The sequence below is a fragment of the Citrobacter sp. C13 genome (assembly GCF_014596815.2).
Taxonomy (GTDB): domain Bacteria; phylum Pseudomonadota; class Gammaproteobacteria; order Enterobacterales; family Enterobacteriaceae; genus Citrobacter; species Citrobacter portucalensis.
In genome coordinates this window covers 4,412,358-4,434,882 of the sequence record NZ_CP115024.1, presented here as the reverse complement: position 1 = coordinate 4,434,882, position 22,525 = coordinate 4,412,358, and the positions used below count along the sequence as shown (strand labels likewise).

The 22,525-nt window shown below is 51.2% G+C and carries 17 protein-coding genes; 6 read left to right on the top strand and 11 right to left on the bottom strand.

From position 1 onward, the window contains the following. Nucleotides 1–22: 22 nt before the first annotated feature. From phnC to IB222_RS21200, 3 genes are all read right to left on the bottom strand, one after another. Nucleotides 23–811 carry a phosphonate ABC transporter ATP-binding protein gene (phnC, locus tag IB222_RS21210; protein ID WP_149385127.1) on the bottom strand — a complete coding sequence of 263 codons (789 nt, stop codon included), beginning with the start codon at nucleotides 809–811 and terminating at the stop codon, nucleotides 23–25. A gap of 132 nt (nucleotides 812–943) precedes the next feature. Then, nucleotides 944–1,393 (bottom strand): VOC family metalloprotein YjdN, encoded by a 450-nt coding sequence (gene yjdN, locus IB222_RS21205; protein ID WP_003031832.1) that lies wholly within the window; start codon nucleotides 1,391–1,393, stop codon nucleotides 944–946. A gap of 139 nt (nucleotides 1,394–1,532) precedes the next feature. Then, the gene (locus IB222_RS21200) at nucleotides 1,533–1,868 is read right to left on the bottom strand and encodes a zinc ribbon domain-containing protein YjdM (protein WP_003031835.1); all 336 of its coding nucleotides are present in this window, start codon (nucleotides 1,866–1,868) and stop codon (nucleotides 1,533–1,535) included. Nucleotides 1,869–2,408: 540 nt separating this feature from the next. Between IB222_RS21200 and crfC the strand changes: the two genes are divergently transcribed. Both crfC and IB222_RS21190 read left to right on the top strand, forming a co-directional pair. Next, nucleotides 2,409–4,766, top strand: a complete 2,358-nt coding sequence (gene crfC, locus IB222_RS21195) for a clamp-binding protein CrfC (protein ID WP_003826731.1) — start codon at nucleotides 2,409–2,411, stop codon at nucleotides 4,764–4,766. Next, nucleotides 4,763–5,656: a diguanylate cyclase regulator RdcB family protein gene (locus tag IB222_RS21190; protein ID WP_148362552.1), complete on the top strand. Its 894-nt coding sequence runs from the start codon at nucleotides 4,763–4,765 to the stop codon at nucleotides 5,654–5,656. Before crfC ends, IB222_RS21190 begins: the two co-directional genes overlap by 4 nt. Before the next feature lie 30 nt (nucleotides 5,657–5,686). Here IB222_RS21190 and kdgT read toward each other — a convergent pair whose 3' ends face one another. Continuing rightward, on the bottom strand, nucleotides 5,687–6,685 hold the full coding sequence (gene kdgT / locus IB222_RS21185; protein ID WP_003826735.1) for a 2-keto-3-deoxygluconate transporter: 999 nt from the start codon (nucleotides 6,683–6,685) through the stop codon (nucleotides 5,687–5,689). A gap of 699 nt (nucleotides 6,686–7,384) precedes the next feature. On the opposite strand from kdgT, the gene proP reads away from it, so the two are divergent. Beyond that, the gene (gene proP, locus IB222_RS21180; protein ID WP_003826737.1) at nucleotides 7,385–8,887 is read left to right on the top strand and encodes a glycine betaine/L-proline transporter ProP; all 1,503 of its coding nucleotides are present in this window, start codon (nucleotides 7,385–7,387) and stop codon (nucleotides 8,885–8,887) included. 886 nt (nucleotides 8,888–9,773) lie between these two features. Beyond that, a complete protein-coding gene (gene pmrR / locus IB222_RS21175) occupies nucleotides 9,774–9,863 on the top strand; it encodes an LpxT activity modulator PmrR (RefSeq protein WP_003826741.1) in 90 nt (29 codons plus the stop codon). On the opposite strand, the gene pmrB is transcribed toward pmrR, so the two are convergent. The 7 genes from pmrB to melR all read right to left on the bottom strand — a co-directional run bounded on the left by pmrB (nucleotide 9,857) and on the right by melR (nucleotide 19,375). Then, nucleotides 9,857–10,930: a two-component system sensor histidine kinase PmrB gene (gene pmrB / locus IB222_RS21170; protein WP_126957405.1), complete on the bottom strand. Its 1,074-nt coding sequence runs from the start codon at nucleotides 10,928–10,930 to the stop codon at nucleotides 9,857–9,859. The two genes, pmrR and pmrB, sit on opposite strands and share 7 nt — an antisense overlap. Nucleotides 10,931–10,939: 9 nt before the next feature. Then, entirely contained in the window at nucleotides 10,940–11,608 is a 669-nt protein-coding gene (pmrA, locus tag IB222_RS21165; protein ID WP_003826748.1) for a two-component system response regulator PmrA, read from the bottom strand. Between the two features lie 4 nt (nucleotides 11,609–11,612). Beyond that, nucleotides 11,613–13,250, bottom strand: coding sequence for a phosphoethanolamine transferase EptA (gene eptA, locus IB222_RS21160; RefSeq protein ID WP_149385123.1), 1,638 nt, complete (start codon nucleotides 13,248–13,250; stop codon nucleotides 11,613–11,615). 146 nt (nucleotides 13,251–13,396) lie between these two features. Next, a complete protein-coding gene (adiC, locus tag IB222_RS21155) occupies nucleotides 13,397–14,734 on the bottom strand; it encodes an arginine/agmatine antiporter (RefSeq protein WP_003031853.1) in 1,338 nt (445 codons plus the stop codon). A 127-nt stretch (nucleotides 14,735–14,861) separates the two neighbouring features. Then, nucleotides 14,862–15,623, bottom strand: a complete 762-nt coding sequence (locus IB222_RS21150) for an AraC family transcriptional regulator (protein WP_008786968.1) — start codon at nucleotides 15,621–15,623, stop codon at nucleotides 14,862–14,864. Between the two features lie 314 nt (nucleotides 15,624–15,937). Then, entirely contained in the window at nucleotides 15,938–18,205 is a 2,268-nt protein-coding gene (gene adiA / locus IB222_RS21145) for an arginine decarboxylase (RefSeq protein ID WP_148362704.1), read from the bottom strand. A gap of 237 nt (nucleotides 18,206–18,442) precedes the next feature. After that, the gene (gene melR / locus IB222_RS21140; RefSeq protein WP_003826756.1) at nucleotides 18,443–19,375 is read right to left on the bottom strand and encodes a transcriptional regulator MelR; all 933 of its coding nucleotides are present in this window, start codon (nucleotides 19,373–19,375) and stop codon (nucleotides 18,443–18,445) included. A gap of 269 nt (nucleotides 19,376–19,644) precedes the next feature. Between melR and melA the strand changes: the two genes are divergently transcribed. Both melA and melB read left to right on the top strand, forming a co-directional pair. After that, nucleotides 19,645–21,000: an alpha-galactosidase gene (gene melA / locus IB222_RS21135; RefSeq protein WP_149385122.1), complete on the top strand. Its 1,356-nt coding sequence runs from the start codon at nucleotides 19,645–19,647 to the stop codon at nucleotides 20,998–21,000. 92 nt (nucleotides 21,001–21,092) lie between these two features. Further along, complete coding sequence (gene melB / locus IB222_RS21130; protein ID WP_079939015.1) at nucleotides 21,093–22,523, top strand: melibiose:sodium transporter MelB; 1,431 nt, start codon at nucleotides 21,093–21,095, stop codon at nucleotides 22,521–22,523. Nucleotides 22,524–22,525: the final 2 nt, after the last annotated feature.

The following is a 22,525-nucleotide window of genomic DNA, read 5'->3' as shown; positions in this document are numbered from 1 at the left end:
TCCATTCCTCATTGTGGGGATGTCAGGCAGCCTGCGCGCTCTGTTCGATGCGGTTCATGCTGCGGTAGAGATGGTCAAAACGATCGTTATCAAAATGCTGGCTGCTGCCATCAAAGAAGACGTTGCCCTGGCGCAGCGCGACGATGCGTTCGCAGTAGCGCAGGGCGTAATCCACCTGATGCAGCGTGACGACCACGGTGATGCCGTCGGTCTGGTTTATGTCGCGTAGGGTGTCCATCACGATGCGGGCGGATTCCGGGTCCAGCGAGGCTATCGGCTCGTCGGCGAGGATCACTTTGGCCTGCTGCATCAGTGCGCGGGCGATTGCGACACGCTGCTGCTGACCGCCCGAAAGCGTGGAAACGCGCTGGTATGCAAAGTGCGCCATGCCCACGCGGGTCAACGCCTGTAATGCACGCTGTTTTTGATCCTGGCTAAACCAGCTAAAACAGGTACGCCAGAATGGCGTGCTGCCGAGCGCGCCAATAAGGACGTTCTCCAGCACCGTCAGGCGGTTCACCAGATTGAACTGCTGGAAGATGTAGCCGGTGTGGGCGCGGCTTTTGCGGATATCGCGCGCCAGGCGGCCTTCATGTTGAACGGTGCGGCCCAGCAGCTCGACGCGGCTACCGGGGGATTTATCACCGGTGATCAAACCGCTTAAATGACGTAAAAGGGTGGATTTGCCGGAGCCAGACGGCCCAAGCAGAGCCACCATCTCACCGGAACAGATGTTCAGATCAACCGCATTGAGCGCCTGATGTTGATTGAAGGACTTGGAGAGTTTCTCGACGCGAATAATCGTTTGCATGATGCGGCCTCCCTAAAAAAGTGGCCCCATCGTGGCGGATTAATGTGACGTTTTCGTTAAGGGATGGTTACTCGACGATGAAGAGTTGAGCGCTATTTGATGACAGTACGGGAGGGCTGGCCTCCCGTTGGATTACTCTGTAGGGGGTTGCTGTTGTTTGACGACGTTGATCATCCACGGCACGCCATACTGGTCGCTCACTTTACCGAAACCGTGGGCCCAGAAGGTTTCCTGCCAGTCCATTTCGATTTTTCCGTTTGCTGCCAGGTTATCAAACCAGCGTTTGCCTTCATCGACGTTTTGCGTGTCGAGCACCAGCGTAAAGCCAGAGTAGTGAGCATTTCCGTCCGGGGCGCTATCGCTCATCATGATGTCACTACCCGCAACGCGCAGGTTGGCGTGGGCGATGGCTGTATCGGGGAATTTCATGCCTGAAGGGCAACCATCTTCGCTATCCTGCGCCGATTTGGGCATTTCACCGAAGTTGATTTTGTAGAGTAGCTCAGCGCCTAACGTTTTTTGATAGTAGGCGATAGCGTCAGCGCAGTTGCCTGCAAAGGAGATATAGGGACTTAACGGCATAATCTTTACCTCAGGTAAAAGAAGCCAATTAAGTGTAGTTAGCGTCTGCAAAAATAAACCAGGCGGGAAGTATGAGCTTCCCGCCTGGCAGAAGAGCTGGTGTTGACCTGATTAGCGTCGCGCTATCAGGCAAATTGCATCAGTTCTTTTTCACAAACTCAGATTTCAGCTTCATTGGGCCAAAGCCATCGATTTTGCAATCGATGTTGTGGTCGCCTTCAACCAGACGAATGTTTTTCACTTTGGTACCGATCTTCAGCATGGAAGAGCTACCTTTTACTTTCAGATCTTTCACGACGGTAACGCTGTCGCCGTCAGCCAGCAGGTTGCCGTTGGCATCTTTAACGATCAGTTCGTCGCTGTCCTGCGCCGGTTCAGCATCGTTCCATTCGTGAGCGCATTCCGGGCAGATGAACATGCCGTTATCTTCGTAAGTGTATTCGGAGTTGCATTGCGGGCAGTGTGGTAATGACATGTGGATTTCCTCAAAAGTCAGCAGGGGCAAATGCGCCCAAAAAATGGCAGATTGCCGAAAAAGGCCGCAATTATACATAAAATCCCTGCTTTTGTCGGGACTACTGCGTGATTACGCAAAATGATCTGCTGTAAAGACCCTCTGCTTTCACCTCAATGAAAGTATGGCGGAATATTTTTTAAGGGAAATTGCTACGCTTAGATATTTAAGATAAGGTGAGGCGAAATATCTGATATTCATAGGTAACATTGCTTAGAAATGCCTAAGTCATTGTGATTGAATATCATTGAACCCCTTAAATTTAGTAGGGGGATTCCGCTGGCATTTTTTAAAACTGAACTACGCTGTTTATCTTTCTTACTTATTTTCATAAGTGAGAGGCATCGGCCAGCGGTTATACACCAAATTTATTTTAATAATATCAATTGGTTGTTTTGATTTTAATTATTTCTATACGTAATTATAAAAGCCAAAAAATCTATAAATAAAACGATTGGGCTAAATAAAAGCAATGCCATTTGCGTTAAGGAAAAATTTTCCATGCACACACAGACAATATATGAATTAAGTCAGGAAGCGGAACGCTTGCTGATGCTCTCGCTTGAACATCTCAGGCAATTGCAAAAATTGCCCGTGACCTCGTTGGATGATGTCGCGCTAAAACAAGGAGAGCATAGCAGTCAGGTTGTTCAGCCCCTGCATTTCAGCGCGCGTGGCATGGATGTCCAGCAAGCAACGCTCAATAATGAGCTGCGCAAGATTACGCGTCTGGAAATGGTGCTGGCGATTGTTGGCACGATGAAAGCGGGAAAATCGACGACGATTAACGCCATTGTAGGTACAGAAGTTTTACCTAATCGTAATCGCCCCATGACGGCGTTACCAACGCTAATACGCCATACGCCGGGGCAGAAAGAGCCGGTGCTGCATTTTTCACATGTCGCGCCGATCGATGCCTTAATGAAGGTTTTGCAGCAGCGCGTGCGCGAGTGCGATCGCCTGCGTCTTACGCAGACCCTGGAAATTGACAAGGATATGAATGTTCTGCTGCAACATATTGAAAATGGTGTGGCATTTGAACGGTATTATCTTGGTGCACAGCCTATTTTCCATTGCCTTAAAAGCCTCAACGACCTGGTGCGCCTGTCAAAAGCATTGGACGTTGATTTTCCTTTTGCCGCCTATGCCGCGATTGAGCATATTCCGGTTATTGAGGTTGAATTTGTCCATTTGGCCGGACAGGCAAGCTACCCAGGGCAATTAACGCTGCTGGATACCCCGGGGCCGAACGAGGCGGGACAACCGCACTTACAAAAAATGCTCAATGAACAGTTGGTGCGGGCCTCTGCGGTGCTGGCGGTGTTGGATTACACCCAACTGAAATCGATTTCCGATGAGGAAGTGCGTCAGGCGATTATGGCGGTCGGCAAGTCAGTACCGCTGTATGCGCTGGTGAACAAGTTCGATCAGAAAGATCGCAACAGTGACGATGAAGAGCAGGTGCGGGCGTTGATTTCCGGCACGTTGATGCAAGGCGGAATCTCCCCTGAAAGAATTTATCCGGTCTCCTCAATGTGGGGCTATCTGGCAAACAGGGCGCGTCATGAGCTGACGACGCGCGGGCGACTGCCGGATCATCAGGAGCAACGTTGGGTGCAGGATTTTGCCGAAGCGGCGCTTGGCAGACGCTGGCGCACCACCGATCTTGACGATACGGAACACATCCGCCATGCCGCCGACCTGTTGTGGGAAGACTCGCTGTTTGAACAGCCGATCCAGAAAGTGATCCATGCCGCTTATGCTAATGCTTCGCTGTATGCGCTTCGCTCAGCGTCACATAAGTTATTGAACTATGCACAAAGCGTGCACGAATATCTGGAATTTCGCGCCCATGGGTTAACGGTCGCCTATGACAAACTGCGGCTGAACATCACGCATATTGAAGAGGATATGCAGCAGTTAGAAGTGAGCCAGGGGCGGGTGAGCGATGAAGTCAGCCATGAAGTAGAACTGGCGCTGGAGGCTGCTGCTGCCTATCTCAGTGAGCAACAAACCGAGATTCTTTGCGGTATCAACACGTTCTTTGTCAAAGAAAACGTCCTGATGATGTCACAACACGGTCTGGGGAATGCTGTGAATACGGCAGAAATGGCCGGAGAGATGTTGGTGTTGCATGATGAAGGGCAGGCGAAAATTGTGTTAGATAAAATTCGCTCGTCCTGTGAGGGGGTATTGCTGGCGGCGCAGGAAAGCATCAGCCGGGACTTAGCCCTGCGTTTTGAACAGCTTGAGTCGACGCTCTCCCGGGCGCTAAATGACGCGATGCGGCCAATTGAGCAAAGGGTGAAGGAGGAGCTAAACCACGCCGGTTTTCGTGCGCGGATCCGTTTTCCAGCGTTCCATACGGCGATGTTTAATTTCAATACCCGCCAATTGTTTAACGAGGCCATTGAGCAGGATATTCCGGCAGAAAATGCGCCGTCTACTGGCGGTGTGGTGCGTGACACTTTCTCTCGTTGGCTAAATCAACCCAACTGGGGATGGAATGATTACGTCGAAACAAAAACGCGTTATCTCATAGATATGGGCGCATTGCATAAGAATCTTGTGCAGTACGTCTCCCAGTTTTGCCAACAAATTCGTAAAGCTTTAGCTGCTCAGGTCGATATCTCCGTTACGGCTGGCATGGCCACATTTTTTGCTGATTTCTCTCTGTGCCTGGCGCAATTGCAGGCGAGTCTGAGTGAGAGTCTGACGCTACGCCAACAAAATGAATCCGCGGTGAATGCAATGAATGAGCAATTGCAGCAGCGCATTACGATTGCGGCATGGCTTTATGAAGATTCCCGTTTGCTGCGTGACGATATCAATACCCTTTTTGCAACCGAGCACACATGACTAACGTTTTACTGGAAGGCCCCGGGAGGACGCTGGAGTGTGTCTACCCGAAGTTTATGGTCGATCTGGTTCAGGGAGATGAAACCAAACGTTCCGGCGGTTTTCTGCAACAGCAGCAGCGGCTGCGCGCGCGTCTGACGCAGGAGGTGTTATCCCAGACGCAACTGCGTGCGTGGGTGATGGCAGGAGTGTCCAGCGAACATCTGGTGATGCGCCTTAAGCTGGTGGAGAAGCTGGCAGGCATGATTGACCCGGGTCATCTGGCGCTGGTACGGATCGCCGAAGGGCTAATATTTTTGCAACAAACAGAACACCCGCGTGGGCTTTCAACCCCCGGTCTTTTACAGCAAATAAATTCACTGACTGATTGGTTTACCCAACGCGCGGCGTATAAAGAGAAGGCGCTGACCCAGCGCGGCCTGACGGTTCAGGCGGGCGAGCATAGCGAACAAATTTTTACCCGCTGGCGGGCTGGCGCGTATGACGGCTGGTCGTTACCAGGACGCTGTTTTGTTGCGCTGGAGGAGCTACGTTGGGGAGCTTTTGGTGATGCCTGCCGGTTAGCGAATGCCGATGTGGTGTTAATGCTAAAAGACAACCTGCGAACCATGGCTGCTCAGGCATTGGCGGACAGCGTGAATGCAGCGCCCGCTACGCGTCATTACTATCATCATTGGCTCAGCACGCCAGCTGTCGGCGGATCGGGCGAGTATAACGATATGCTGAGCTGGCTGGGGAGCTGGTGCGATGCGCAACGTCATCCTGTGAGCTGGTCGGTGACGCAGCGTTGGCAAAATGTGGCGCTGGGAATGCCGCGATTGTGTTCGGCAAAGCGGCTGGTCGATGCGATGGTTGAGGAGATTTTTGCACCGACCCTGCTCGTCAATTGAGCAGGGCTGGTGAGTAGGATAAAGGCAGGTTTAGTGGTGCAGAGAGTCTGCCGGGGTGGCCACTGCTTCGTTGGCGACCAGGTTTTTATTAAAACGTTTGGCGTACAGCGCGGTGATAATCGGCACCAGAATGGCGGTGACAATTACGCTGGCGGCAACCAGCGCCGTAGCGGATGCGGCAACCGGTTCGAACGCCGGGTTAATCTGGGCGATAATCACCGGGTTTGCTACCGCAGCACCTGCTGCTGAGGAGGCTGCGACGCCTGCCGTACCGTTCCCGCCACCAATAACACGGTCAGCAATAATCAGCGGAATACCGGTGATGACGATAACCGCGACACCCAGCAGGATACCCAGCAGACCGGTATCAACGATCACGCTCAGGTTAATAGTGTTACCCAACGCGAAGCCGAAGAACGGGATCAGCACCGGTGTGGCTTTGCTGAAGAAAGAACGCAGGTCGTGATCCAGGTTGCCCAACGTAAAACCAATCAGGAACGGTAATACCGCGCCGATGAAATGGTGTGGCTCGAAGGAGGCCAGACCCGCGGAGCCGAGGATCACCATGGTCATTAACGGACCGGATTCCAGAGACATCAACACAAATGCGCCGGACTCTTCTTTGGTGCCGTACTGGTTCATCAGGCTGGCGTACAAACCACCGTTGGTCATGTCCATTGCGGAGACAATTGCCAAAACTGAGAGGCCTGCAAAGAACCCGGTTTGAATACCGGTATCAGGAATAAATGAAGCAGCAATCATTGCCACTACCCACGCTACGGCTATTTTGGTTATTACCAGCGTACCGGACTTGCGTAATACCGTACCGGTCGCCCGTAAATCAATAGATGCGCCGATACAAAAAAACCACACTGCCAGAATCGGTACCGTTCCGCTGATCATTCCTTTGGTAAACGAACCGAAATACGCACCGGTATCCGGGGCTAACGTATTTAACACTGCGCCTAATAACAGAGGAATCAACATCATTCCGCCGGGGATGCGTTCAATCGTGGCTTTAATTTTCATAAACGTCCTCATGTCTTGTCGCTGCTAAAACTCGCGCAAGAGGGTAAAAATTAATAAATTCAAATGGTTATTGGTGTTTCTTAACAAAGAAAATCGCTATCTCTTTGTTTTATAAAATCTAACGCGGCATACGTTGAGCGTGTTGCTGCTCCCAGGGATATTGCGTCTGGAATTAGTTTGCATTCATGGGAACATTGATTCAATCAAAATAAAACGATGTTTTAGTTATCTTCATCACATATTCCGAGTAAAAGTTCTCGGTCGCTCTGATTATTAAAAAAGCTGTGATCTTTTTGTGAAGGGATTAGGTGGTTTTTTTGCTAGCAGAATAATAGTGACCGCTGTGATTGTTGGTGCAATAAAGCGATTTATTTTTGTATTTAATTGTCATTAAATCGCAAGCATTACATGTAAAAAAGCTGACTAAGAATGACCTAATTTACGCATGTTGACGAAATGAAAAACTATATGTGAAGTTGATCACAAATTTAAACGCTGTTAGGGTAAAGAGGTCATTAACCGCCCAATCAGGCGTCAACAGGTTCGGTTGTACTGTGCGTTTCTCGTCAGTGTAAGTAAACCTGCTACGCTTGTTACAGGGAATGCGCCTGTGCGTTCCCCGCTCGGTGATGACCCTGACGCATGGGCGTTGGGGGACTCGAACTGGAGCGTGACAGGGCTAAGTCTATGAGGACGAGCATGCTAAAAAGGAAAAAAATAAAACCAATAACGCTGCGCGACGTTACCATCATTGATGACGGTAAATTGCGAAAAGCCATTACCGCAGCGTCGTTAGGTAATGCGATGGAGTGGTTCGATTTTGGTGTTTATGGATTTGTTGCTTACGCATTAGGTAAAGTGTTCTTCCCGGGGGCTGACCCCAGCGTGCAGATGGTTGCCGCACTCGCCACCTTCTCTGTTCCCTTTCTGATTCGACCGCTTGGCGGATTGTTCTTCGGTATGCTTGGCGATAAATATGGTCGCCAGAAGATACTCGCTATCACCATTGTGATTATGTCGATCAGTACCTTCTGTATCGGCCTTATTCCCTCGTATGCCTCAATTGGTATCTGGGCACCGATTCTGCTGTTGCTGTGTAAGATGGCGCAGGGGTTCTCGGTCGGCGGAGAGTATACCGGGGCATCGATTTTTGTCGCAGAGTACTCGCCAGACCGTAAGCGCGGATTTATGGGCAGTTGGCTGGACTTCGGCTCGATTGCCGGGTTTGTGCTGGGCGCGGGCGTGGTGGTCCTGATCTCAACTATCGTCGGCGAGGATAACTTCCTTGAGTGGGGCTGGCGTATTCCGTTCTTCCTGGCGCTACCGTTAGGGCTGATTGGTCTGTACCTGCGCCATGCGCTGGAAGAGACGCCGGCGTTCCAGCAGCACGTGGATAAACTGGAGCAGGGCGATCGTCAGGGTCTGCAGGAAGGTCCTAAGGTCTCGTTTAAAGAGATTGCAACTAAGCACTGGCGCAGCCTGTTGGCATGTGTTGGTCTGGTGATTGCCACCAACGTCACCTACTACATGCTGCTCACCTATATGCCGAGCTATCTGTCGCATAACCTGCATTACTCTGAAGACCACGGCGTGTTGATTATTATCGCCATCATGATTGGTATGCTGTTTGTGCAGCCGATTATGGGTTTGCTCAGCGACCGCTTCGGGCGTCGTCCGTTTGTGATCATGGGCAGTATTGCGCTGTTTGTGCTGGCGATTCCGGCATTTATTCTGATTAACAGTAACGTCATCGGCCTGATTTTCGCCGGATTGTTGATGTTGGCGGTGATCCTCAACTGCTTTACCGGGGTGATGGCGTCAACGTTACCGGCGATGTTCCCGACGCATATTCGCTACAGTGCGCTGGCCGCCGCGTTTAATATCTCGGTATTAATCGCCGGTCTGACTCCGACATTGGCCGCATGGCTGGTGGAAAGCTCGCAGAATCTGATGATGCCTGCTTATTATCTGATGGTGATTGCGGTAGTAGGTTTGATTACCGGCGTGACCATGAAAGAGACGGCTAATCAGCCGCTGAAAGGCGCGACACCTGCTGCTTCGGATATTCAGGAAGCGAAAGAGATCCTCGGCGAACACTACGATAACATTGAACAGAAAATCGAAGATATCGATCAGGAAATTGCTGAGCTACAGGTTAAGCGCACGCGTCTGGTGCAGCAGCATCCGCGTATTGAAGAGTAACGGTGTTATTGCCTGATGGCACTACGTTTATCAGGCCTACGGGCAGCGTTGTACTCAGTAGGCCGGATAAGGCGTTAGCCGCCATCCGGCGCATGGCCTGGACATTCGTGTTATTGCCTGATGGCACTACGTTTATCAGGCCTACGGGCAGCGTTGTACTCAGTAGGCCGGATAAGGCGTTAGCCGCCATCCGGCGCATGGCCTGGACATTCGTGTTATTGCCTGATGGTACTACGTTTATCAGGCCTACGGGCAGCGTTGTACTCAGTAGGCCGGATAAGGCGTTAGCCGCCATCCGGCGCATGGCCTGGACATTCGTGTTATTGCCTGATGGTACTACGTTTATCAGGCCTACGGGCAGCGTTGTACTCAGTAGGCCGGATAAGGCGCTAGCCGCCATCCGGCGCATGGCCTGGACATTCGTGTTATTGCCTGATGGCACTACGTTTATCAGACCTACGGGCAGCGTTGTACTTAGTAGGCCGGATAAGGCGTTAGCCGCCATCCGGCGCATGGCCTGGACATTCGTGTTATTGCCTGATGGCACTACGTTTATCAGGCCTACGGGCAGCGTTGTACTTTCGTAGGCCGGATAAGGCGTTAGCCGCCATCCGGCGCATGGCCTGGACATTCGTGTTATTGCCTGATGGCACTACGTTTATCAGACCTACGGGCAGCGTTGTACTCAGTAGGCCGGATAAGGCGCTAGCCGCCATCCGGCGCATGGCCTGGACATTCGTGTTATTGCCTGATGGCACTACGTTTATCAGGCCTACGGGCAGCGTTGTACTTTCGTAGGCCGGATAAGGTGTCTTATGATATCGACTTAAGGTTGGCTTAATCTGTGTCAGGCAAACTCTCCTCCATAGTTTCGGAGGAGAGTGTCATGAAAACCCGTATTTATGAAAGTTTGACCACCGTATGCAGTGTGCTGATTGTCAGCAGCTTTTTGTATGTGTGGGTGAGCTCTTACTGATTTTTCGCCAATTCCACCCATGCGCGAGTGCCGCTGGCTCCCTGGCGATTTTGCAGATAGAAATGCCCTTGATGTAACTGGGTGATACGACTGACAATGCTCAGCCCCAGCCCAATCCCACCAAAACGGCTGTCCATTCGGACGAATGCTTTACTTAACTCCCCGCATTTACTTTCATCAATGCCCGGCCCTTCATCTTCGACGGCCAGGACGGCATCATGCTCGGTGTTCAGGATAATCGTAATATGGGTGCCTTCCGGGCTGTAACGATGCGCGTTTTCCACCAGATTTCGTAGCAGCATCCGCAACAGCGTAGCATCGCCACGCACGACAACGTCCGCCGCGCTTTGTGGCAGGAGCAGCGTCTGTTTACGTTGGTCCAGCATGGTGTTGAGTTCATCGTAGGAGGGCAGAATAACGTCCTCCAGCAGTTTGACATTCTGGTAACTCCCGGCTGAAAACGACTGTCCGACGCGGGCGAGTTGCAGCAGTTGCGATACGCTGTCCATCATCTGGTCAAGGCGGGCAATTAACGGCGTAACGTCGACCTTATGGGTTTTGGATAATAATTCCAGATGCAGGCGAACGCCTGACAGCGGTGTACGCAGTTCGTGGGCGACATCGGCGGTAAATAAGCGTTCGTTTTCAATAGTGCTGGTCAGCCGTGTCACTAGCTCGTTGAGCGCTGAGACAACGGCCTGAATCTCAACGGTTGAGCTGTGAATTTCAATTGGGGCCAGGTTATCGGCTGCTCGCGCTTCTAACTCTTTTTGCAGATCTGCCAACGGGCGGGTTATTCGTCGCACTGCCTGATAGCAAATCAGCAATGTCAGGCTGACCATAAAGATGCCGGGGACGATCAGGCTGGCGATAGCCTCGCGGATCTCATGCATGATGTGGCGATCGTTATTACGATTTTCGCGTAGCGCCTGTTCGAATAACTGTATTTGTTCGGTACTTTCGTGCCACAACCAGAAGGTGCTAATCAACTGAAAGACCAGCAGAATAAGACCAATCGTCAGCATCAGGCGATGACGAAGCGGGAGCGGTTGTTTTAGATATTGCAGCGGTTTCACTTAGCTTTCCTCAGTGGCGACCAGCATATAGCCAAATCCCCTGACCGTGCGGATGCGTGATTTACCGACTTTATCGCGCAGATTGTGAATGTGCACTTCCAGCGTATTGGTCGACGGTTCGTTATCCCAGCTGTAGATGTCGTTATACAAAATTTCCCGGTGTACCGGGCTGCCCGCTTTGAGCATCAGGCGTGACAGGAGCGCGTATTCTTTCGGCGTTAAGATAACCTCTTGTCCGTCCATCCACACCTGGCGACGACCGATATTCAGCGTCAGATTGCTGACAATTAATTCACTTTCACCCTGATTGTTGTGACGACGCAGCAGCGCCCGGATGCGGGCGTGCAGCTCTTCCAGTGCGAACGGTTTGACCAGATAGTCATCGGCGCCCACGTCCAACCCGCTGACCCGATCTTTGAGTGTGTCACGGGCGGTGAGAATAAGCACCGGCACGGTGTATTTTTTCTGCCTGATCCGGTTGAGGAAATGCAGGCCGTCTTCATCCGGTAAACCCAGGTCCAGAACAACCAGACTGTAATGTCCGGTTTCCAGACATTGCTCCGCTGCACGGGCCGTTGATACGCCGTCGCAGGCATAGCCTTCTGTTTGCGCGGCGAGTATCAGTCCCTGTAATAACAACGTATCGTCTTCAACAATCAGAATTTTCATTCGTTTAGCCTCCCCGGCAGGGTTGCAGAATATCATCCGCCGCCTGATATTTCTGTGTTTGTACGCCCGTTAATCCCAGCAGGGTCGAGAAGAGATTATCCTGTGAGAAATCTTCTGAGCTTGCCCGTTTTTGCAAACATGTCTGAGAGACCTGATAGCGTTGCTGATAATCCTCGGAGAGCCACAGCAGCATCGGCACATGTTTTTGCGTATCTGGTGCAATCGAATACGGCAGGCCGTGCAAATAGACGCCATTTTCCCCTAAGGATTCGCCGTGATCGGAAAGATAGACCAGGCTGGTGGTGAAATTATCCTGGTGTTCTTTCAGTATATTGATTGCTTTATCAACAATATAGTCAACGTAAAGAATGGTGTTGTCGTAAGTATTGACCAACTGTTGCTGCGAACAGGTCTGGATTTCGTTGGTATCGCAGGTTGGCGTAAATTTCTTAAACTGCGCAGGATAGCGGTTGTAATAGGTCGGGCCGTGGCTGCCGATGGTATGCAGCACAATCACGCCGTCGCCTTGCAGGTTATTAATGTACTCTTCCAGCCCGTGGAACAGGACTTCATCGTAGCATTCACCGTCAATACACTGCCCTGGCAGGTTCAGCTTAGTCATATTCTGGTGTGGAACCCGGTCGCAAGCCCCTTTGCAGCCGCCGTCGTTATCGTTCCACAGAACGTTAATTCCCGCCCGCTGAATGATGTCGAGTACGCCTTCCTGATGCTGTGCCAGTTCTTCGTCGTAGTGCGCGCGTGGCATATCCGAGAACATGCAGGGTACTGATACTGCCGTTGCCGTTCCGCAGGATGTGGTGCGGGGGAAATAGACCACATCATCTTTTTCCAGCAGCGGGTTGGTCAGGCGCGAGTAGCCTGACAGCGAGAAGTTATCGCCGCGCGAGGTCTCGCCGAGAACCACAATCGTCAGGTTTTTACGCTTTTCTTTTACCATCAACGGATTGCGATGTGCATCTTCGCCAATGCGTACCAGCGGCAGGTGGGCCAGTCGCTGGTGTGAATACCAGGATGACGTCGCCACAATGCTGTTGGATGGACTGAGGGATTTCACCAGTTCTTTGTTGTTGCGAAACAGTGAGGCGTAATCTTTATAGAAGAACGCAGCGACCAGCACGATCAGCAGCGCGGAGATCAGAATGTTCGCGCCACGAAACAGTATGCTGCGCATGACTGGCGTGATCGGTTTGATTTTTACCCAGCAGGCAATGAGCGCGGCCAGAATACCGCTGATCCCAAGTGTAAGCACCATTCGTGGCGTCATGAGGGCGAAGGTTTCAGCGGGCGTAGTATCCATCATATTGGCGATCATCGAGCGGTCGATGATGATGCCGTAGGTCATGATGAAATATTGGGCCGATGCACCAACCAGAATGAAAATGCACGCCACAAGGCGATTAAGCCACAGGAATGAGGCCAGCGTCAGCACGATGTTCATGACGCTGAACGCGACCACCGGCATTGATAAAAACACCAGCACGTTACGCACAGAGTCCAGAGGCAGGTCTTGCAGCACTTGTTTATAGAACGCAATGTTCAGGAAGGTCGCAAGATAAAATGAGATCAGCAGGAGCCAGCTGATTAGCCCGAGAGTGGGCCTTTTAAACAAGAGCTTTAACATTAAGGGGGTTCCATCGACTATGTGGCGCAAATCCTCTCAAAGTAAAATTAAGCCAACCTTAAGTTCTTAATGTTGATTTTTCGAATATCAGCGAGGCAGCGTAGGCCCGATGAACTGACGCCATCGGGCAATGACGATTGCTTAAGTTAGTTATTGTTTACCGGGGCATCCAGTGGATACGGGTTTTTATGGATCCGGTTGTAGTTCAGTGCGTACAGCGCGGTGATGATCATCAGCGTGACGAACGACCACATCACTTCTTTGGCGCCGGAACCGACAACCGCCCAGATGCAGTAGACAAAGGCGATAAAGGTCACCAGTAAGTACATCGGGCGTGCTTTACCAAAGTGGCCATGGCCGAGCAGCAGCAGCGCGGCGCAGGTGTACAGATACGGCACCAGGGTGAAAATAACGGAAACCGAAGAGACCAGACCAAACTCTTTCGCTGCGTTCGGCGACATACTGCTGAACTGGAAGATGGTCATCAGGATGCCGACAATAATTAACCCGGCCACTGGCGTACCGGCTTTGTTCACGCGGGCAAAAATCGGTGGGAACAGGCCGTCATCGGCTGCGGCTTTGGCGGTTTGCCCGGCAAGCAGCGTCCAGCCGCCCAGAGAACCAAGACACCCGGCAGCAGCACAGAAGGAAACAATCGCCCCAGCGGTGTCACCCAGCGCCATACGTGCGGCATCACCGAACGGAGAGGCTGATACACGCAGCGCCGCGTTAGGGATCATACCCATGATCGCGGTGGTGGAGAGCACGTAGCAAACAGCGGCAATCAGCACGCCGCCCATGGTGGCGATAGGTACGTTACGTTTGGGATTTTTAACCACGCCAGCCGCAACGGAGGCGCTTTCCACCCCGATAAATGACCACAAGGTGACGTTCAGAGTGCTTTGAATTGCGCCGAAGGTGTTCATGCCGCTGACGTTCCAGGCCGCCATATAGGTTTCACCGCGGAACCAGAACCAACCGAAGACGGCAATCCCGACAATTGGCACCAGTGCCAGTACCGTTGCGACGGCCTGCACGCGGGTGATCATTTTCGGTCCGACAATGTTCAGTAATACGAAGATCCACAGCACTACGACGCAGGTCAGCGTCAGGACCAGCGGATCTTTTAAGATGGGGAAGAAGTAGCTCAGGTAACCGACGCCAATGACCACCATGGCGATGTTACCAATCCAGCAGGCCAGCCAGTACAGCACGTTGGTCTGGTAGCCCAAAAAAGGACCGAAGCAACGGCGGGCGTAAGCATAAGAACCACCGGGACTGGAGTCTAAGGACGACATTTTGGCGTACACCATCGACAGTGCCAGAGCACCGATAATCGTGACCAACCATCCGTAGATTGCAATCCCGCCAGTTGACGCAAGGTTTGCGGGTAGCAGGAATACACCGGAACCCATAATATTCCCCGACACCATAAGGGTGACGGGGATTAAGCCCACTTTGTGAGCATCAGCATCCGTCGACATATTTTTTAACTCCTGATAAGGATAAATGACGCCTTATCATACCTCGTCAAAAGTCTGTTTAATGATGACGGAGCTGGGGTATCGCTAATGCTGATATTATTATGGCTTATCGCTAACTGATTAAAAATCAGGCGGCGGATGGCTCCCTATGTTGACTAACATAATGCAGAGGCGTCATCCCATAGAACTCTTTGAATACGGAGATAAAGTATGAGGTACTGTTATATCCACACAGTTGAGAGACCTGAGAAATGTTTTTGCCGTCCATCAGTAATTGATTGACGGCATATCGCATGCGACATGTGGTAATTATTTGGCTGTAACTTGTATTTTCACTTTTGAGCTTTTTCTTTAACAAACTGGGACTCAGGCATAAGCAACTGGCAACCATGCTTAAATTCCAGTCTTTATGTATATCGCTCTCAATAATGTGATAAACGCTATCGCTGATACAGTTGCGTAGCATATACATGAGCAAAGAAATAAACTTTTTGCTGTCGAGAAAGCGTGATAACACCGTGAACAGTAGCGAGCGCGTACGCTCTCTTTCAGCTTCGTTCACTGTGTCCATTACGCTATGTTGGGCAGCCACCCTGAAGACATCCGGCGTCAGACACGCGGCGGTCATCACTGGGCTGGCACTGCGTTGCCAGAGTGGGATCTGTGAAAGGTCTTTATTTAAAAAGCGCAGATAATCTTTAATGATATCGCGGCTGATATGTACGACCAATGCGTTATTAAGTGATGAGAAATCGATAATATTATTATCGCATGCCACCAGTGCCATATGATTAGCTTTTAAACTGATGGCTTCTTTACCGTTAATCCTTAACCAAACATCCTTCTCCGTTAATACAACAACACAAGCTTCTTTGCTGCAAAGCCTCATACCCAACTCCAGGAATATGAACATAAAACACCGTAGCTCAACATCGGATGAGCCAAATCGGCTAAATTGAAATTGTATGATGAAACCAGGACTGCAATAAAATAACGTGTCTGAAATTAATTACAATGTTTGGCGGGATTTTTCTTATGTACACATTTTTGTACGCAAGTGGAAAGGCGCTATTTGCGTATAAAAAAAGCGCGGGGTGGTCCCGCGCAAAAAGGTATGACAATGTTATTGTTTTGCAGCAATACTCAGGAATTACTCAAGCATGACATGTCTACCTTAAACATCGGACTATCTATAAAACGACATTATGCTTTCACGCACATAACGTGGTACACACCGTCAATAATTTCCGTTCCTTCGGTTTCATGTTCAAATCCAGGGAAGTGGTGGTCCCAGGACTGCAACGAACGTAGATAACTAATCTGCGGGCTATTGGCGTCGCCAAAGTTTTCCCCGGACAGCAGCATCGGAATTCCTGGTGGGTAAGGAATAACGGAATTCGCGGCTATACGACCCGGCAGATTTTCAATGGCCACCATCTCAACGTTATCGCTGACTATCGCGTTATAGGCTTCACGCGGGGTGATTTCAGCAACAGGCAGGCCGGAGTAGGCCGCGTTAAGACGTGCGCCAGGGTTGTTCTCTTTCAGCCAGGCGAACATGGTGTCGCCCAGATCGTGAATGCCCATGTTGGCGTAAGTGTCTGGATGTTCCTCAACCAGTTCTGGCATCACCTGTGCCAGCGGGGTATTGGCATCGTAATGGTGTTTGAAAGAGCACAACGTGTTGATCAGTGTGCCCCATTTCCCGCGGGTAATACCCATGGAGAACAGGAACATAATCTGGAAATCGGTGGTACGGGTCGGCACGATGCCGTGACGGCCAAGCCAGGCGGTGACCAGTGCGGCCGGTACGCCGTTCTCTTCCAGTTCGCCATCGTCGCCCATCCCCGGTGCCAGAATGCTGACTTTGATCGGGTCCAGCATGCTCCAGTTATCCGGCAGGTCTTTAAATCCGTGCCAGGATTCACCCGGGCGCATAACCCAGCAGTTCTGGTCGGTGGTCAGGAGTTGGGTTGGCGCATCGGCAAAGTCATAGGTTTTGCCGGTCTGCGGATCGGTCACAATCTCTTTGTTCCACGGTTTGAAGAACCAGTCGCCTTCGGCGGTGAATTCTTTGTACAACCGTGCCATGGCCTGACGGAAATCGACCGCTTCGTCGATCACTTCCTGGGTGAGTGACAGGCCGCTGTTACCATCCATCATGGAGACCGCCACGTCGTTTGAGGCGCAGATGGCATACAGCGGAGAGGTAGTGGCGTGCATCATGTACGCCTGGTTAAAGCGGGAGAAGTTCACGGCCCCACGACCTTCACGAACGTGAATGTAAGATGCCTGAGAAAGCGCATTCAGCAGTTTGTGGGTTGAGTGGGTGGCAAAAACGGTAGGACCGTTATGATCGCCCGGCGCGCCACGCATGGCGTAGTGATCGGCATAAATTGGGTTGAAGCGAGCATAGCCGTACCAGGCCTCATCGAAGTGGATGCGATCGCTGGTTTGCGCGAGCAGGTCCTGGGCCTCTTTGGCGTTGTAACAAACACCGTCGTAGGTACAGTTGGTCACAACGCTGTAAGACGGTTTTTGTCCGGCTTTGTCTTTGGTCAGCGGGCTTTCGCTGATTTTTTTCTGCAAAGTTTCAGGCTGCATTTCCTGCGGGTAGATAGGCCCGATAATGCCGTACCGGTTGCGGCTTGGCACCATGTACACCGGTTTTGCCCCAGTGAGGATCAGCCCCTGTTCGATGGATTTATGGCAGTTACGATCCAGCACCACGACGTCGTTGTCGGTCATACAGGCCTGCATGATGGTGCGGTTAGAGCCGGAAGTCCCGACCACTACGGACCAGGAACGGTCAGCGCCAAACACGCGGGCGGCATATTTTTCGCTCTCACCAAACGCGCCGGTATGATCCAGCAGCGAACCGAGCGATGCACGTTCAATACCCATGTCGCTACGGAATAAGTTTTCACCATAGTAATCATGGTAGAAACGACCGGCCGGCGTTTTGGTGAATCCGACGCCGCCCTGGTGACCTGGTGCTGCCCAGGAGTATTCATGGATGTCGCCGTACTTCATCAGCGCGCTGAACAGTGGCGGCAGAAGTTGTTGGCGGTAGCGGGTCATCGCCGCAACGGCGCGCCCGGCGATAAAGTCTGCGGTGTCTTCCAGAATCCAGGCGAATTCATCGACAAGCTCCAGCAGGTCGCGATCCAGCGATGCGGTGGCTTTTTCGCGATCGCCCAGCAGGAAAACGGGAACGTTTTGCTGGCGCTCGTGGAGCTTGCCGATCAATTGCCTGACGTTCAGGTGTTCGTCTTGTTGTTCCATTTGATAGCTGAACATCAGGCAATCAATGGCTTCATTGGCGGCGAGGATTGCGTAACCATCGTCGAATGAGGTGGACTTAATGACGGTAACATTTTGGCGGCTTAATGCGTCAGCCAGACGTTCGACAGCGCTACCGACCCAGGTGTCCTGATGCAGAAACTCACTTTCAACAATTAATACTTTCATCATCTTTTACCCGGTTGTGGAAAGGTTGCAATCTATGAATTGCAGACACACCGTATGAATGTGACGCAGGCAAGTATTATCCTGTCAAAATGGGCTGTAAAGCGGGTAAAAAATAGCCTGATATGTGTTTAATTTGTTTTTAAACAGTGGTTTATGTTTGCTTGTTGGCGGTTTTTCACCGCCGTTTATCGACAGTGGGAATATTTTTTTGGCTGATACTGATATTGCCGAATGATATCAACCTGCGATTGTTTGCCGATGCTGCTGGCTTAGTTTGCGGTACTGCTGCGGCGACATGCCGACAAACTTGCTGAAGGTGTCATAAAAACGGCTGCTGGATCGGAATCCGGCGGTCAACGCAACGTCGAGAATGGTTTTATCGGTATCGCTAAGCAATGCGCGGACGTGATTGATCCGCATTGCCGTAATGTACTGCTTCAGGGTGAGTTGCATTACGCGTTGGAAAATCCCCATCGCGTAGTTGGCGTTGAGCTTCACGTGTTCCGCGACGTCGTTGATGGTGAGCGCCTGATCGTAGTTGTCGGCAATAAAGCTCAGCATTTGGCTGACGTAAAACTGGGCGTGCCGCGACACACTGTTTTTGTGGGTCCGCGAGGTTTTATTGACGAGTATAGGCTGCCAGCCGGAAAGGCTAAACCGTTTGAGCATCAGACCAATTTCATCAATGGCGAGCTGGCGAATTTGTTCGTTCGGGTTGCTCAGTTCCTGTTGCCAGCGCTGAACCTCAAAGGTGCTCAACTGCTGCGACGCCAGCGATTTGATGACCATTCCATGGGTAACATGGTTGATCAGCTCGCGATCCAGCGGCCAGGAGAGGAAAAGGTGCATCGGTAAATTGAAGATAGCCATACTTTGGCAGCTGCCCGGACGCGTGAGTTGATGAGGTGTACAGGCCCAGAATAGCGTGATGTGTCCCTGTTTTATCTGCACGACTTCATTGTTGATAAGGTACTCGACGTCACCATCAAACGGAACATTGATCTCCACCTGCCCATGCCAGTGGCTGGCAGGCATAGCATGCGGTGAGCGCAACTCGATATCCATACGTTGATATTCTGAGTACAGCGATAGCGGGCTGCGGGTTTGTTCTTCATCGCTACTGCACATGTGCGGATCGGGAGGGAGAGGTGATGTCGGTAATGTACTCATGGTTGCTCCATTTCCTGAATTATCAGAATCATGTCATTTAACACGTATTAAGGCTGAGAATCAGGACACAAATTGGACCGTTACCATTGAGCATAGCGACATTTTGCGGCCGCATACTCTGCTTTTTGGGTAATTTTGTCCCATAAACTCAGATCCAATAGGGCGCAGAGTGATGATCTGAGTTTATGGGAATGCTCGGCAGGGAAGTCGGAGGTTTTCATCTATGCGCTGTGCCACCATGACTGTGTTCACTAATGTTCTGGAGAGTCATGATGTCTGCACCCAAAATTACCTTTATCGGCGCCGGTTCCACGATTTTCGTCAAAAATATTCTTGGGGATGTCTTTCACCGCGATGCGCTTAAATCTGCGCATATCGCCTTGATGGATCTCGATCCTACGCGTCTGGAAGAATCACACGTTGTTGTGCGCAAGTTGATGGATTCTGCGGGCGCGTCTGGACGAATCACCTGCTATACCGATCAAAAAGCAGCATTACAGGATGCTGATTTTGTGGTGGTCGCTTTCCAGATTGGCGGCTATGAACCTTGTACCATCACCGATTTTACGGTGTGTAAACGCCATGGTCTGGAGCAGACGATTGCCGACACGCTGGGGCCGGGCGGCATCATGCGCGCGCTGCGTACCATCCCGCATTTATGGCAGATTTGTGAGGATATGACCGAAGTCTGTCCGCAGGCCACGATGCTTAACTACGTTAACCCGATGGCAATGAACACCTGGGCAATGTATGCACGTTATCCGCATATTAAGCAGGTTGGGTTGTGTCATTCGGTGCAGGGGACGGCGGAGGAGTTGGCCCGCGATCTGAACATCGACCCTGCCTCTTTGCGCTATCGCAGTGCCGGGATCAACCATATGGCGTTTTATCTGGAGCTGGAGCGCAAAACGGCGGACGGTGCCTATGTGAATCTCTACCCGGAGCTGCTGGCGGCCTATGAATCCGGTCAGGCGCCGAAACCAAATATTCACGGAAATACCCGTTGCCAGAACATTGTGCGTTATGAAATGTTCAAAAAACTGGGGTATTTCGTCACCGAATCGTCGGAGCACTTCGCTGAATATACGCCGTGGTTTATCAAACCGGGGCGTGAAGATCTGATTGAGCGCTATAAGGTGCCATTGGATGAATATCCGAAACGTTGTGTGGAACAGTTGGCGAACTGGAAAAAAGAGCTGGAAGAGTACAAAACGGCTGAGCGGATCGACATTAAACCGTCACGCGAATATGCCAGCACTATCATGAACGCTATCTGGACCGGTGAACCGAGCGTCGTGTATGGCAACGTTCGCAATGACAATCTGATCGATAACCTGCCGCAAGGCTGCTGCGTTGAAGTCGCTTGTCTGGTCGATGCGAATGGTATTCAGCCAACGAAAGTCGGGACTCTCCCGTCACATTTGGCGGCCATGATGCAAACCAATATCAATGTTCAGACCCTGCTAACGGAAGCCATCCTGACGGAGAATCGCGATCGCGTTTATCACGCGGCGATGATGGATCCGCATACCGCCGCTGTACTGGGGATTGAAGAGATTTATGCGCTGGTGGACGACCTGATCGCGTCTCACGGCGACTGGCTGCCGGCCTGGCTGTACCGTTAATACACAATCACGCCGGGCATTGTATCCGGCGTTTAACCTCTGACGTTTCCTCTTACAGAAGGCGGGCGCTGGTAACAGCGACCCGATACCCTATGAGCATATCTCTGACAACAAAACTCAGTTATGGATTTGGAGCGTTTGGTAAGGATTTCGCCATCGGAATTGTGTACATGTACCTGATGTATTACTACACCGACGTGGTGGGATTATCGGTGGGGCTGGTCGGAACGTTGTTCCTAGCGGCAAGGATCTGGGATGCGGTAAACGATCCCATCATGGGCTGGATTGTGAACGCCACCCGATCGCGCTGGGGAAAATTTAAACCCTGGATCTTGCTCGGTACGCTGGCGAACTCATTGGTGCTGTTTTTGCTTTTTAGCGCACATCTTTTTGAGGGTACTGCGCAGGTCGTATTTGTTTGCGTGACGTATATATTATGGGGAATGACCTACACCATTATGGATATTCCATTCTGGTCACTGGTGCCAACCATTACACTGGATAAACGCGAGCGTGAACAACTGGTGCCGTATCCGCGTTTCTTCGCCAGCCTTGCCGGGTTTGTTACCGCAGGCGTGACGCTACCTTTTGTGAGCTATGTTGGCGGAGCCGATCGTGGTTTTGGTTTTCAGATGTTTACGCTCATTCTCATCGCGTTCTTTATCGTTTCCACCGTTGTGACGCTACGGAATGTGCATGAGGTTTTTTCGTCAGATAGTGAGGCCACGGCAGACAGCAGTCGTCTTGGGTTGAAAGCGATCGTTGGGCTCATTTATAAAAATGACCAGCTAACCTGCCTGTTAGGTATGGCACTGGCTTACAATATTGCATCCAATATCATTGCTGGCTTTGCCATTTACTATTTTACCTACGTGATTGGCGATGCAAGTCTCTTCCCGTACTACATGTCTTACGCAGGTGCGGCAAACCTGCTGACGCTGATTTTCTTTCCTCGGTTGGTAAGCGCGTTGTCACGACGGATCTTGTGGGCTGGGGCATCGGTGCTGCCGGTGCTTAGCTGTAGCGTACTACTGGTGATGGCGCTGGCAGATTTCCATAATATCTTACTGATTGTTATTGCTGGTGTTTTACTAAATATTGGATCTGCGCTTTTCTGGGTGTTGCAGGTTATTATGGTGGCGGATACCGTTGATTACGGCGAATACAAACTTAATGTTCGTTGTGAAAGTATCGCTTATTCGGTGCAGACAATGGTGGTAAAAGGCGGGTCAGCATTTGCCGCTTTCTTTATCGCGTTGATACTCGGGGTGATTAATTACGCGCCGAATGTCGCGCAGTCTGCCGAAACCATCGTTGGCATGCAGTTTATTATGATAGCGCTACCCGCACTCTTTTTCGTGGTGACCTTAGTCCTGTATTTCCGCTTTTATCGACTGAATGGCGACACCCTGCGCAGGATCCAGATCCATTTACTGGATAAGTATCGCAAGGTGCCGCAGCACCATGAGCAACTGGATATCCCGGCTATTGCGGTAGCCACTCCAGGCGATGTGAAGGCGTAGCG